The following is a 13,662-nucleotide window of genomic DNA, read 5'->3' as shown; positions in this document are numbered from 1 at the left end:
GAGCCGGGATTTTAAACCGGCCTTCAAACATTTCTCATTATTATTGGACAGATTTATACCAATAGTAATGATATTATAATAATCCAGATACAGAGCAGTCATAAATTGACTGCAAATTTTAGTTATAAGCCATAAAGATTTTTTATGAAGCAGATTTTTTTAATCCTGTTGCTTTACAGCACAGGCATGATGTCACAAAACACTGGGATATTCACCAAAAACCCGGGTAGCAGTTTGGCTGTTAACGGTTCTTTTGCAGGCGACTATAAAATAGTGACCGGCAATGTTATCCTTAATGATTCCGATTTTTATATTGCCTATAATGGAAATACCAACGGCATAATTCAACTGCCCATGGCCATTAGCGGGCCGGGCAACTTCAAAGGACGTATTTACAGGATTAAGAATACAACCGACAATTGGAATCTTACGGTTGCTGCACAGAATTTGGAAAAAATAGATGCGGTAACAGATGTGTACAGTATAGTGGTGCCTCCCGGCTATTATGCTGAATTCATTAGCAAGGGTACTACCACCGGCACTACCTGGGAACTCTCTATGCGGGTGCCCGTAGTGCGAACTTTATCAATGACCAAAGCGGTAGATGTTGCATATTCTGTACCAAGGAATTCGAGTACCACTTATAGGTTTACAATAAAAAACGAAAATCTGCAGCCTATTAGAGATGCTATAATTCCCCATAGCAGTACTTCGTTTACCTTGTCTGAACCCCAATCAGTATTTCTGAACTTTACAGCAGGAATCGATAATATAGCAACTCTTCAACCGGTACAGATGCTAGTGGTTTTTTATCGTTGCGAACTGTATATAGACAATGTGGCTACGGGGCTTTTCCAGATTGTACCACTAGATGGAGAGGGTTCCCAGTTGCAGTTTGGCCTGTCTGGTGTTCGCGATTTGCCTGCAGGACAGCATACTATCCATGCCAAATTTTCTTTATGGTTAGTAGGTGGAACTTATGCTTTTACCACCCAATTTGGTGTTATGTCACTTTTGTTAAGTGCCGTATATATAAATTAAAGAACTATGAGCCAAAAAGATTTTATTATGAAACAGCTTTTTTTAATCCTGTTGCTGTACAGCACGGGCATGATGCCTCAAAACACCGCGATAAACACCGGAATAAACACCAAAAATCCGGGCAGCCGCTTGACTGTTAACGGTTCTTTTGCAGGCGATTATAAAATAGTTACAGACCAAAATACTGTTTTGGATGATTCCAATTTTTATATTGCCTATAGTACATATAGTAAAGGTACAATGCGACTCCCAAAGGCCATTAGCGGACCGGGCAATTTTAAAGGACGCATTTACGGAATTAAGAATGTAAGCAGCCAGACTGGTCTTACGATTCTTCCTGACGCATCGAATTTGGAGAAGATTGACGCCGCAGGCGATGTAGATTTTATAGAGGTACCTTATGGCTATTATGCCGAATTGATTAGCAAGGGTACTACTACGGGAACTACCTGGGAACTTTCTATGTTGGTGCCTATTGTACAGAATTCAACAGTGAGGAATCTGTTAAACATTACAAGTGCAATGCCAAAGAATAGCAGTCCACAATCAAGATTTACTTTAAGTCCTCCAAACGTTACAGATGTTGTAATTCCGGGTAGCAGAGGTTCGCTTTACGCGTATGAGCCCCAAACTGTATTTTTGAACTTTTCAGTAGGGCTTGGTCTTATAAATTTTTTCTCTCCGGGTGATTATTATCATTTTTACCGTTGTGAACTGTTCATAAATAATACACCCACAGGCATTTTTCAGGTTGTGCAGGAGCATAGTAAGAGTATTCAGTTTAGCATGTCTGGCGCATATGATTTGCCGGCAGGCACACACACTGTTGAGGCCAGACTCTCTTCCTGGCATGACTTTGGGCAGCCGCGGAATATGACATATGGAATTTTGTCGCTTTTGCTAAATGCCGTCAGGATGAATTAATCTCTTTTTTTAGCACCTGATTTTAAAAAAAATTCTACGATGTTACAATTTACAAAATATTTCATACTGCTTTTTTTGTTTACAGCAACCGGAAGTTTTGCCCAGAACACCGCAATAAATACCGGAATAAACACCAAAAATCCGGGCAGCCGTTTGACAGTTAACGGCTCTGTTGCGGGCGATTATAAAATTATAACCGGAAATGCTGTCTTGGGCTATACAGATTATTATGCGGCCTATAACGGGAATGCTGACGCTATGCTCCATCTTCCTCCGGCCGGATGGGGCTCTTTAAAAGGACGTGTTTATGCTATAAAGAATACCAGCAATTACATGCTAACCGTTATTGCCCCGGCACAGGAAACTATATCTGGAACAGCCAATATGTCTTCAGTAACGGTGCCGCCGGGTTATTATGCAAAATTAATCAGTAGGGGTACAGTCACGGGCAGTACCTGGGAATTATTAGCAATTATGGATGGTAAAGCGACATCTGTGACTGTTAAAAAAGCGTTGGACTATTCTTTTGGAATGGATATAGGTGGCTATCCGATATCTCCGACAGGGTTTACTGTGGCAGATAACAATCCTATGTTTCTTCCGGAAAGCCAGACAATGTTTACAATGCCTGTTGCCAAGCCTGTATTCTTAAATGTTGCTATAGGGCTCGCTGATTATACTTATCCGAGAGTGTTTTCAAAAAGTCCTTATTACCGTTGTGATTTAGTTATTGACGGAGTAGTGGTCTCATATCTTTTCCAGATTGCACAGCAACAATATGTAGGTTCCTCGTTACGGTTTAATATTTCCGGGGTACTTAATTTATCTGCCGGTCCTCATGGCATCTGGGTCAATATTACCCGTTGGAATGATGACGGTCATACAGGTAATCAACGTCTTATGGTTTTGTCTGTTGTTTATGATGGGGTATATCTGGATTGATTAATAGCCTATGTTTTAATAGATGCTTTGCGGTTAGTAAAGATAAAGAAATTAAGGTGCCGGAATAATGAATAAAAGTTTAAAGCAATTAGTGGGAATCTTGTTTAGGGAGAAAAAGTAAAAAAAGTTTTTGGAATTCGGGATTTTAAACCGGTCTTCAAAATTTCTCATTATTATTGGATAGATTTGTGTCCATAGTAATGATATCATAACAATCCAGATACAAAGCAGTCATAAATTGACTGCAAATTTTAGTTATAAGCCATAAAGATTTTTTATGAAACAGATTTTTTTAATCCTGTTGCTTTACAGCACAGGCATGATGTCACAAAACACTGGTATATTCACCAAAAACCCGGGCAGCAGTTTGGCTGTTAACGGTTCTTTTGCCGGTGACTATAAAATAGTGACCGGAAATGTTATCCTTAATGATTCTGATTTTTATATTGCCTATAATGGAAATACCAACGGCATAATTCAACTGCCCGTGGCTATTAGCGGTCCTGGCAACTTCAAAGGGCGTATTTACAGAATTAAGAATACAACCAGCAATCGGGATCTTACGGTTGCTGCACAGAATTTGGAAAAAATAGATGCGGTAACAGATGTAAGCAGTATACTGCTGCCCCCCGGCTATTATGCTGAATTCATTAGCAAGGGTACTACCACCGGCACTACCTGGGAACTCTCTATGCGGGTGCCCGCAGTGTCATCTTTTGAAGTGACCAAACTGGTAGATGTTGCAAGTTCTGTAGCAAGGAATTCAGTTAGCTCTTCTCAGGATAGATTTACTATAGTAAGAGGCAATCCCAGTATTTTAGACATTGTAATTCCCGGTAGCAGTAATTCGTTTACTTTGTCTGAACCCAAAACAGTATTTTTAGACTTTGTGTTAGGAATTGACGATTTAGAATCTATGGTATTTGGACAGATTATTATGATGCCTTATTACCGTTGCGAACTGTATATAGATAATGTGGCTACGGGTATTTTCCAGATTGTACAGCAAAATTATATAGGATCACAATTACAGTTCAGCATGTCTGGCGTACGCGATTTGCCTGCAGGACAGCATACTATCCATGCCAAACTTTCTTTGTGGAGGTCTGGAGGAGGAGTTTCGTCGGGAACCAATACATTCGGAGTTTTGTCACTTTTGTTAAGTGCCGTATATATAAATTAAAGAACTATGAGCCAAAAAGATTTTATTATGAAACAGCTTTTTTTAATCCTGTTGCTGTACAGCACGGGCGTGATGTCTCAAAACAGCGCGATAAACACCGGAATAAACACCAAAAATCCGGGCAGCCGCTTGACTGTTAACGGTTCTTTTGCAGGCGATTATAAGATAGTTAGTGACGATGTTACATTAGATGATTCCGATTTTTATATTGCCTTTAATGGAATTGGTAGAGGTACAATACTACTCCCTAAGGCCATTAGCGGGCCGGGCAATTTTAAAGGACGCATTTACGGAATTAAGAATATAAGCGCCCAGGGTGAACTTTTCGTTTTTTCTGAAGCACCGAGTTTGGAGAAGATTGACGCTACAGGCGATGTAGATTATATAGTGGTGCCTCCCGGCTATTATGCTGAATTGATTAGCAAGGGCACTACCACCGGAACTACCTGGGAGCTTTCTATGTTGGTGCCTACTAAATTGTCTTCAAAAATGACCCGACTGTTAAATGTTGCAATAGGAGTGCCAAAGAATAGCAGTTATCAATCGCTATTTACTATTGGGCCTTCAAGCAGTGTAGATGTTGAAATTCCGGGTAGCAGAGGTTCGTTTTTCGTGGATAAACAACCCAGAGCTTTATTTCTAAACTTTACAGTAGGGCTTGCTCTTGTAGATTCCAGTACATCGGTTTTGCCACCGGGTTCTGTTATTTCTTATTATCGTTGCGAACTTTTTATAAACGATATGCCCACAGGCATTTTCCAGGTTGTGCAGGAGAATAGTAAGGGCATGCAGTTTAACTTGTCCGGTAAATACAATTTCGTGCCTTCAGCTACAGGAGGATTTTGGCATACTATTCATGCCAAAATCTCTACCTGGAATAGTTTTGGGTCTGCGAATAATCATGCGTTAGGAGTTTTATCGGTCTTGCTAAGTGTTGACAGCATAACCCGGACATAAATTAATCTCTTTTTTAGCCCCTGATTTAAAAAAAAATTATGATGTTACACTATACGAAATATTTCATACTACTGTTTTTCTTTGCTTCGGCAACCGGAAGTTTTGCCCAAAACATGACAATAAATACCGGAATAAACACCAAAAACCCCAGCAGCCGCTTGACAGTTAACGGCTCTGTTGCGGGCGATTATAAAATTATAAACGCAAATGCTGTCCTGGGCTTTACAGATTATTATACGGCCTATAACGGGAGTACAGACGGCACGGTCCATCTGCCTCCGGCCGGCTCGGGTTCTTTAAAAGGACGTGTTTACAGTATAAAGAATACCAGCAATTACATGCTAACCGTTATTGCTCCGGCACAGGAAACTATATATGGAACAGCCAATATGTCTTCAGTAACGGTGCCGCCGGGTTATTATGCAAAATTAGTCAGTAGGGGTACAGTCACGGGCAGTACCTGGGAATTATTAGCAATTATGGATGGAAAAACAGAATCTGTGACTGTTAAAAAGGCGTTGGACTATGCGTACGGAATGGCGAGAGAAAGCTCTAATATATCAGCATTTACACTGTCTGACAGCAATCCTACACTTATTCCCGAAAGCCAGACAATGTTTACCATGCCTGTTGCCAGCCCCGTAATTTTAAATATTGCTGTAGGATTGGCTGGCGATGTTTTATTTCCTAGCTATTATAAAAGTCCTTATTTCCGTTGTGAAATAATTATTGACGGAGTAGCCACAAATTTCTTCCAGATTGTACAGCAACATTATCTACAATCCTCGTTGCAGTTTAAAATTTCCGGAGTCTTTAATTTATCTGCCGGTCCTCATGGCATCTGGCTTAATATTACCCGTTGGAATGATCTCGGTTATGTATATGTCCCGACATTTAAGGTTTTGTCTGTGGTTTATGATGGGGTATATCTGGATTGATTTATTCTCAAAAAAACGGTTTTGAATGTTCGTTTCAATAGCAAGTAACCATAATAAGAAAGTCCTTGGTTTTTGCTGCTTGCAATATTATAATAATAAAATCTGATTTGACCGGTCCACTTTCTGTTATGAATTTTAGTCACAGATTATCACGAATTAAAATAAAATTACACGATTTATGAAATCTATTTTAGATGAAAGTTAGCTCTTCAATCTACTCTCTTAATAAACTTTGCGGCTCTGCGGCTTTGCGTTAAAAAGAATCGTTCGCAAAGGCGCACTGCCGCAAAACAAAAAGTATAAACCTATTGAAATCTATTCTAGTGTAAAGGTTCAATAATCATTTAAATTACTTATTCCGGAGAATTTTACATTAATGCCTATTTCATAAATACGGTTATGCAATCAATGTGAAGTTTTTTGCTTTTGATGAAAGATTATAAAGGAGGTCACCGAATGCATGCTTGTATAACGATGTATTTTTTCACACAACTATGATGATTTTTTGTGAAAGTGGTAAGGAAACCTCCTGTTTAATACAAAGTGCCTCTTTAACTAGATATTATGAATAATTAGAAGCCCAAATCTACAATTCATAGTAACATATCTGAGGATTGAGAATGTTATAAGAGGCACTTGTTTATTTTATAAGTTGTGTATTTATTGTCGATTGATAAAAAAGAAAGCGGCTTTTTTTATTTATTCCTAATTGTTGCGTTTTTATCAAAATAATCCATTATGAAAAATTTGGAGTCCGCTTTCTTATAGCATGTTGTTTTATCTCAAATAAATACTTGCTTTTTATTTTTAGGCAGCATAGTTATAGTGTCTCTCTAGTTTTTCGATTTTTATCTAAACTAAACTTTTATAAGAACGTTGTTGGTGAGAGACACTATAGCTACGAACATAGAATATGCTATTGCCTTTGGCAAAATCTCATTTCTTGAAGTTTGCCTATACAAAGATTGCAGATAATAAGAATAAAGCCAATCGCAAAGTAATAACTGGTTGTTATTGCGAATAACTGGAAGAATATGGGAATAAGTGGTTTTCCGGATTATTTAAAAATGGATTACTATCGGGTAGTTTATAGCAAATCAAAGAATAGTGAATTTAGCCACAGATTAAAATGATTAGAAAGATTTAAAGAATCTATATAAAATGAAAGAAAACCCGAAAGGGTTACTTTCATAATTTTTTCTTTGATAAGGCTTAATTACTTTGCGGCTCTGCGCCTTTGCGAGCCATTATTTCATACATTGGCAAAGAGCCGCAAAACAGGACAAGTTATAAAACCTACCTTACCTAAATAAGAATCTTATTGGTGTAGAGTTTCCGATAATCAATTAAAATCAACTCTCGTCAAAGAAAAATAAGAAAAGAAAGTCTAGTTTTTGATTTTGAGAAACCGATGGAAATCTTCCAGCTTACGTCTGGCAATAGGCAATAATGTACCATCCGACATTTCGCAATAGCTTCCGTCTTTTTTGATAATCGTAACAAGATGCTCAATATTGAGTATGAAAGAATGGTGTATTCTGAAAAAGCGGGCCTTGTCCAGTGTTTCCTCAAAACTTAAAAGATTTTTGCTGGAGGTATATTTTTTACCCTCTATGGTATGGAAAACAGTATATTTATTATCTGCCTCAATATAGGTAATCTGGCTGCTTTTGACCATATCAACCTTATCCAGAGAAGGAATGGCTATATATTCTTTGTTTTCAGAAAAAGATGTGGTTTCGTTAGGCAAGGATGTAAGTTTTCCAAAATCAAAAAAGTCTTGCTGCTCGATGTTCTTTACAGCTTTGTTTACGGCCAAAATCACATCTTCTATAATGATGGGTTTTAGAATATAATCCACAGCATTATATTTAAAAGCTTTAAGGGCATACTCGTCATAAGAAGTAACGAAAATTACCTGCGCTTTAAGATTATCCAGTTGGTCCAGGATTTCAAAGGAATTGCCTTCGTTTAATTTTATATCCAAAAAAAGAATATCCGGTTCTTTCTCCCTGATTTCGGAAATGCCTTCTGATATGGTCAGGGCTTCGCCAACGACTTCTATACTCGGACAGTATTTGGTGACGAAATGTTTTAATAAGGCAATATTGTTGACTTCATCGTCAATTATCAGGGCTTTATGGGCTTGCATATGTTTAAAATTGGAGGAGATTAAAGTTAAGAATATTTTGCAAATTTTTCAGTAAAATTGAATAATTAAGCAAAAATTAAGAATCACTCCATAGGCTGTTGTAATTTTAAGGTTACACGGGTACCGCAAGGATTTCCGTTTTTCTCTAAATCATCTATTTTAAGAATAACAGCTTTAGTAGTATTATGACGATAATTCATAATGTTGATTCGCTCATTAACTATTGTGGTAGCCCATGATTTGTGTGCCTCTTTTTTGTGCAGGGTATTTTCTGTAGCCATAGTTCTGCCAATTCCGTTGTCTTCAACAATAACCACCAAATAGCCTTCTTCCATAGAAAAATCGATGGTTAGCTTTTTGTCCTGTTTTGGGGAAAGCCCATGCAGTATGGCATTTTCTACAAAAGGTTGGATTAGCATGCCTGGTAGAAAAATAGTACTGGTATCCCCAACGCTGTTTTGAACATTTACAGAATACTCTAACTCATCGTTGAGCTGCAGATTGTTGAGTAGTAAATAATTGTTGAGGTATTCAATTTCACTTTTGAGCGTGATGAGTTCCTGCCTTGAAATGTCGAGTGTTTGCCTGAAAAGTTTAGAAAAAGCACCAAAATATTTGTTTGCTTCGGCTTCTCCCTTTAAAATCAGGACGCTTTGCATATTATTCAAAATATTAAAGACAAAATGAGGGTTCATTTGGGCCCTAAGGGCACTGGATTTTAGTTCTTTAATTTCTTTTTCTCTTTCAAAAATTCTTTTTTGTCTTCGGTTACGCCTGAAAAAGAAATAGATGATTGAACCAATCACTAATAGTGCTATCAAGATAATAAAAAATGGTGTTTTATAAAAAATCTGTTCTACATGGAGGTTAATCTTTATTTCGTTTAGAGTCTCAATGCCTTTAGCGTCTTTTCCTTTGACCCGTAATACATAATCTCCGGGAGGGAGGCTGGGAAGCTCAACAAGACCGGATGTTCCGGCATCTATCCACTCATTCCTAAGTCCTTCTATTTTATAGAGATAGGTGTTTTTTTCAATGTAAAACAATTCATTAATAGAGAATACTGCCGAAAAATAATTTTTATTATAAGGAAGGCTGATTGTTTTTTTATGGAGGCTTAAATAATCGGTTACATTTTTATTTCTTTCATTGGAAAAATAGGTAGAACTGTACAAAAAAATGGTATGCGGATGTTTTCCCCTGAGTTTTATGTTGGCTGGATTGAATTCGATAATGCCATTCAGACCTCCGAAATAAAATGTATTCTCATCTTTTTTATAGCTAGACCTGACATTAAATTCATTGTCGGACAGTCCGTCTTCTTTATAATATAAGGCAAAAAAACCTTCTTTTTTGTCAAATCGGGTAAGTCCGTAGTAGGTAGAAAACCACATGGCTTCCTTACTTTCCAATATTCCGCAAACCGTGTTGTTTGAAAGTCCGTCAGACTGTGTCAAATTTTTAAAGCGGTTTGTTTTTGGGTCTAAGAAAATAATTCCTTTTGCGCCGGTACTCATCCATAGATTGCCCCGATCGTCTTCGTGTAGTGTGAGCAGGTCTTTGAAATTAAAGGTGGGATTCAGTTTCTGATAGTTTATAAAATCTTTTCCTTTCTCCTTTAGGAAAAGTCCCTGCCGGGTAGCGAACCATTTTTTTCCATCTTTTGCTTCAATAAAACCCAATACCGGAACAGTACCTAAAAAATATCCATTTTCATTAAAAGGACTGATTGTTTCTGTTTTTTTACTGAAAACATACATTCCTTTGTTAGAACCCATCCACAATTCATCCGGAGATTTTTCTTTCATGTATTCGATTTTGAAACCTTTGGGAAGACCTATCTCTTTTTTGGTGTGGGTAGTCAGATTTATTTTTTTGAGACTGCTGTATTCTTGCGACCCCCATAAAATAGAATCATTTTTCTCTAAAATCAGAATGTCATAAGCTCCGTTTTTTTCTCCTTTGACTAAAAATGGTACTGGTTTTTTATTATTTTCCTGTTTGTAAAGACCTTCGTATGTGCCTATATAGAGGTTGTTTTTTGAATCTGAAACAATACCCCTCGTGCTATACTGCTTGTCATCAGATTGTAAAATTCTTTTAAAATTATTTGGTATTATAAGTAGTTTATAAAGTTCGTCATAAGCTGATATCCATATAAAGTTAGAATGGAGTTTGTTATTGGCGATAGAAATTTGTTTTTTAAAATGTAGGGTGTCTGTGGTAGTAATCTGATTAGTTTTCTTGTCAATTTGATTGATGAAAAGGGAGGAGTTATCCGTTACAAGAAATTTTGAATCGGCAATCAAAGTGCTATTGCTCCAGTTACAATTGCCTAACAAACAATTTTCTTCGTAAGGATAATTAAATAGCTGTATGTTCAGTTCCTTTAAATAGACATACTTGTAGGAACTATTGTTGTATTTATAATAACCACTGCTGTTTTCGGCCACAATTTTACCGTTCTCAAAAATAGCAAATTCAGAATTGATAGCTTTGTCAATGGTATGGATATTAGCAGAGAAATGTATTCCTTTGGTGTCAACATAAAAAATGTTGTATCCTGATTTTGCGATGATTCTCCCGTTGTCTAAAACCTTAATTATTTCAATTTCATTTTTATCATTCAGTAGGGGATGCGTAACCCGGATAACCTGACGGTCAGGTGTAATTTTAATCAGGAACCGTGAACCATTGCTAATCCAGAGGTTATTAACTTCGTCTTTTGCAATAAATGACTTGGAACTTAATTTTTCCGAAGGATATTGGATGCGTTCTACCAGAAGTTTATCAGGAGTAATGATATAAGCTTTATCCAGTTCGGCTGCCCAAATGTTATTCTTGTGGTCTTGTATCCAGGCATTATTACAGATATAGAAACTATCCCCATAACTGTTTTCATTTTTATAAAACTGGTACCTGAGCTTGTTTTTTCCGTCAAATCTGTAAAAATCCCCATCGCGATTGGTGGCATACCAAACAAAACGGTCTTTGTCAACAAAGGCAGAACTTGAAAGCAGGTAAGTATTGTATCCGTCGCGAATTTGTGCTTCTTTCAATGCATAATCCTGTCCAAATAGTTGAACGCTAAATAACAAAAAGAGTATAGATATGCGGAAATGCATGAAAAAATAAATTACACAACTAAAATAGTTATTTTACGGAAATAAATAACAATATGTTTTTTGAAAGCAATTTACCACTTACTCCCCAATTCAACCACTTACTCCCAAATATGACCTTTTGTTACTTCTTGCTTTAGGTTTCGCAAAAGAATTCAAACCTTTGGACTATTAAAGATGGGGGAATACGCACCCTATACCAGTTTACTGCGACAGGTAAATTAATAAATTGTGGGAGTAATTTTATTTTTTGCCTGTCCCAAACTGGTATAATTAAGCCACAATTTTTGACTGTATACTTTCCTTATCAATAATGGGATTGGATGGAACAGCATAACTAAAGATGCTACCGGCAGTATTACGATTTTCCGCCCAAATCCTTCCACCTAGTTTTACTATAAAATCCTTACTAAACGAAAGTGCTATGCCGGCACCTTCATGCATTGAGCCACCCTTACTGCTTATAGAAAACAGTTTTTCGATTTGATTATGTGATAATCCCGGCCCTTCATCTTTGACGGAGATAACAATTTCGGACCCATTTTTAAATGCATCTACAGCGATAGTTTTACCTTTAGGAGAAAATTTTAAGGCATTGGAAAGCAGGTTTCGATTTACAAATTGAAGCATTTCCTTGTCTGATGTGGCCAAAATACCTTCCGGCACATTATTGATAACCGTAATTCCTTTTTCATTGAGCTGCGCATTGTAGCCGCTAATGGCTTCGTCAAGTAACGAACGAATATCCACCGTTTCAAAATTAATTCTGAACTCTCCAAGTTGGCGTTTAATCCATTGCAGGGTAGCATCAAAATTTTCCAGCGTTCCGGAAATATCATTACTGATTGTCAGATAAAAAGATTCCTTTTCAGATTCGGTAAGTTCCGTATTACGCTCTAAGAGTCTAACCATATAGAGGGTTGAAATAAGAGGCGAACGGAAGTCATGTGCAAGAATAGAAACCAGGTTAGATTTCATGGCATCGGCTTCAGATAAGGAAGCATTCTTTTTTTCGATGATTTCATATAATGCGGCTTTCTTTTTAGAATCATTTCGGATTTTTTTATACGCCCGGAATAATAGCAATAGCAAAATACCGCACACTATTGAAAAGACGGTCAATATTATGATAGTCTGTCGTGATGCTTTTTGTGACCGCTCCAAATCCTTGTTATTTTCCTGGATTTGGTAGTAATGCACATAATCTCCAATGAATTTTTCCAGACTGGCTTGCCGCTTTAATTGTGCGGCAATCATCTTTTCGCTTAATTCCCGCTCTTTTTCAATATTCCCGCTCATTTTTGCGAACCGCAGCATCGAAAATAAGACCGGGGCTTTTAATTCGTCATAACCGTTAGATTCTATTATGGTCATCTGCTCCTCCATATATTTCAGGGCTAATTCCGGGTTGTTAGCATTAAATTCAGCCATGGCGTTGAGCCCCTGAAGCTGTAATCGCTCAAGTTTGGCTGCTTTCGCCTCCTGAAGCGAACTTTCCAATAACGGTAAGGCTTTATCTCTGGCGCCCCGAATCATATAAAAAATACCAAGAATTTGCTTGTTGCCTATAAGAAGCGACTGGTCATTTACTTTTTCACCAATTTTATTGGAGCGTTCCAGATAATACTGAACACTGTCTTCAGAAAGCTGTGGATTTGCCATACAATAATTGGCATATACCCTGCTCATGATGCTGTCTGTCGGAATGCTTTTTCCTATTTTCAAAGCCTGCCTGTTATATTCTACGGCCCGAAGCTGGTTTCCGATTTGCATCTGTAGGCTCGCAAAATTCATGTAGAGTTGCACCGTATTTTGTTTATCGCCCATTTTTTCATAATCGGCAAGAACCTGGCCGAATATTTTTAAGGCCTCATTGCTAAGCCCCTTTAAGGCTAATGAGATTCCAATTACATTTTCCGCATCAACGGCTCCCTTTTTATACCGGATTCTTCCGGCAACAGTACGGGCATTCATTGCATAAATCAAACTGCTGTCCGGATTTTTCATATGCATCAGCATACCAATACGGTTGATTTTATTGACATATGAAATACTGTCCTTTACATGTGGCAGACTCTTTTGAAGTTTCTGTATTTCCTGAGTTTGGGAATGGGAATAGGAAATGCAGAGTAAAAACAGAGCCAAAAACAAAATATTTTTTGAGGGGAATAATTTGGGCATCTTCTTATTTTTTTGTAAAAATAAGGATTAAAATCATGCGAAGCGGTTTTTGATAAAGTAAGAATAATAATATGATATTTTTCCTTGTTTATTGAAAGTTACAGAGGAAGTTTTTTATAAATAATGTTCCGAATAAAAGCCGGAAATTTCTTGAATTGATTTCAATAGCTTTTTATTTTTAAAATAAAAAAATATATTTATTTGATTATCAATTATCATTGA

The 13,662-nt window shown here is 37.2% G+C and carries 9 protein-coding genes; 6 read left to right on the top strand and 3 right to left on the bottom strand.

Translation table 11 applies throughout. The features are described 5' to 3' along the window. The first annotated feature begins 144 nt into the window (after nt 1-144). The 6 genes from B0G92_RS11945 (at nt 145) to B0G92_RS11920 (ending at nt 5,985) form a co-directional block, all read left to right on the top strand. Entirely contained in the window at nt 145-1,041 is an 897-nt protein-coding gene (locus B0G92_RS11945) for a hypothetical protein (RefSeq protein ID WP_101472366.1), read from the top strand. A gap of 27 nt (nt 1,042-1,068) precedes the next feature. Continuing rightward, nucleotides 1,069-1,965, top strand: coding sequence for a hypothetical protein (locus tag B0G92_RS11940; RefSeq protein WP_143395034.1), 897 nt, complete (start codon nt 1,069-1,071; stop codon nt 1,963-1,965). Nucleotides 1,966-2,004: 39 nt separating this feature from the next. Further along, the gene (locus B0G92_RS11935; RefSeq protein ID WP_101472364.1) at nt 2,005-2,907 is read left to right on the top strand and encodes a hypothetical protein; all 903 of its coding nucleotides are present in this window, start codon (nt 2,005-2,007) and stop codon (nt 2,905-2,907) included. A 277-nt stretch (nt 2,908-3,184) separates the two neighbouring features. Next, nucleotides 3,185-4,090, top strand: a complete 906-nt coding sequence (locus B0G92_RS11930; protein ID WP_101472363.1) for a hypothetical protein — start codon at nt 3,185-3,187, stop codon at nt 4,088-4,090. A gap of 27 nt (nt 4,091-4,117) precedes the next feature. After that, entirely contained in the window at nt 4,118-5,047 is a 930-nt protein-coding gene (locus B0G92_RS11925; RefSeq protein WP_143395033.1) for a hypothetical protein, read from the top strand. A 38-nt stretch (nt 5,048-5,085) separates the two neighbouring features. Next, nucleotides 5,086-5,985, top strand: a complete 900-nt coding sequence (locus tag B0G92_RS11920; RefSeq protein ID WP_143395032.1) for a hypothetical protein — start codon at nt 5,086-5,088, stop codon at nt 5,983-5,985. 1,387 nt (nt 5,986-7,372) lie between these two features. Here the strand turns inward: B0G92_RS11920 and B0G92_RS11915 are convergent. From B0G92_RS11915 to B0G92_RS11905, 3 genes are all read right to left on the bottom strand, one after another. Then, nucleotides 7,373-8,137, bottom strand: a complete 765-nt coding sequence (locus B0G92_RS11915) for a LytR/AlgR family response regulator transcription factor (RefSeq protein WP_101472360.1) — start codon at nt 8,135-8,137, stop codon at nt 7,373-7,375. Nucleotides 8,138-8,220: 83 nt separating this feature from the next. Then, on the bottom strand, nt 8,221-11,262 hold the full coding sequence (locus B0G92_RS11910) for a histidine kinase (protein ID WP_101472359.1): 3,042 nt from the start codon (nt 11,260-11,262) through the stop codon (nt 8,221-8,223). A gap of 270 nt (nt 11,263-11,532) precedes the next feature. Continuing rightward, on the bottom strand, nt 11,533-13,440 hold the full coding sequence (locus B0G92_RS11905) for an ATP-binding protein (RefSeq protein ID WP_101472358.1): 1,908 nt from the start codon (nt 13,438-13,440) through the stop codon (nt 11,533-11,535). Nucleotides 13,441-13,662 lie beyond the last annotated feature (222 nt).

Origin of the sequence: Flavobacterium lindanitolerans, from assembly GCF_002846575.1 — a bacterium.
Taxonomy (GTDB): domain Bacteria; phylum Bacteroidota; class Bacteroidia; order Flavobacteriales; family Flavobacteriaceae; genus Flavobacterium; species Flavobacterium lindanitolerans.
Note: the sequence above shows the minus strand (reverse complement) of the source record. Positions and strands in the feature narration are given on the sequence as shown.

Bases quoted from the DNA above. Each gene is read 5' to 3' on its own strand.
- B0G92_RS11940 (WP_143395034.1), top strand. From the start codon at position 1,069: ATGAAACAGCTTTTTTTAATCCTGTTGCTGTACAGCACGGGCATGATG.
- B0G92_RS11920 (WP_143395032.1), top strand. From the start codon at position 5,086: ATGATGTTACACTATACGAAATATTTCATACTACTGTTTTTCTTTGCT.
- B0G92_RS11910 (WP_101472359.1), bottom strand. From the start codon at position 11,262: ATGCATTTCCGCATATCTATACTCTTTTTGTTATTTAGCGTTCAACTA.
- B0G92_RS11905 (WP_101472358.1), bottom strand. From the start codon at position 13,440: ATGCCCAAATTATTCCCCTCAAAAAATATTTTGTTTTTGGCTCTGTTT.
- B0G92_RS11935 (WP_101472364.1), top strand. From the start codon at position 2,005: ATGTTACAATTTACAAAATATTTCATACTGCTTTTTTTGTTTACAGCA.
- B0G92_RS11930 (WP_101472363.1), top strand. From the start codon at position 3,185: ATGAAACAGATTTTTTTAATCCTGTTGCTTTACAGCACAGGCATGATG.
- B0G92_RS11945 (WP_101472366.1), top strand. From the start codon at position 145: ATGAAGCAGATTTTTTTAATCCTGTTGCTTTACAGCACAGGCATGATG.
- B0G92_RS11915 (WP_101472360.1), bottom strand. From the start codon at position 8,137: ATGCAAGCCCATAAAGCCCTGATAATTGACGATGAAGTCAACAATATT.
- B0G92_RS11925 (WP_143395033.1), top strand. From the start codon at position 4,118: ATGAAACAGCTTTTTTTAATCCTGTTGCTGTACAGCACGGGCGTGATG.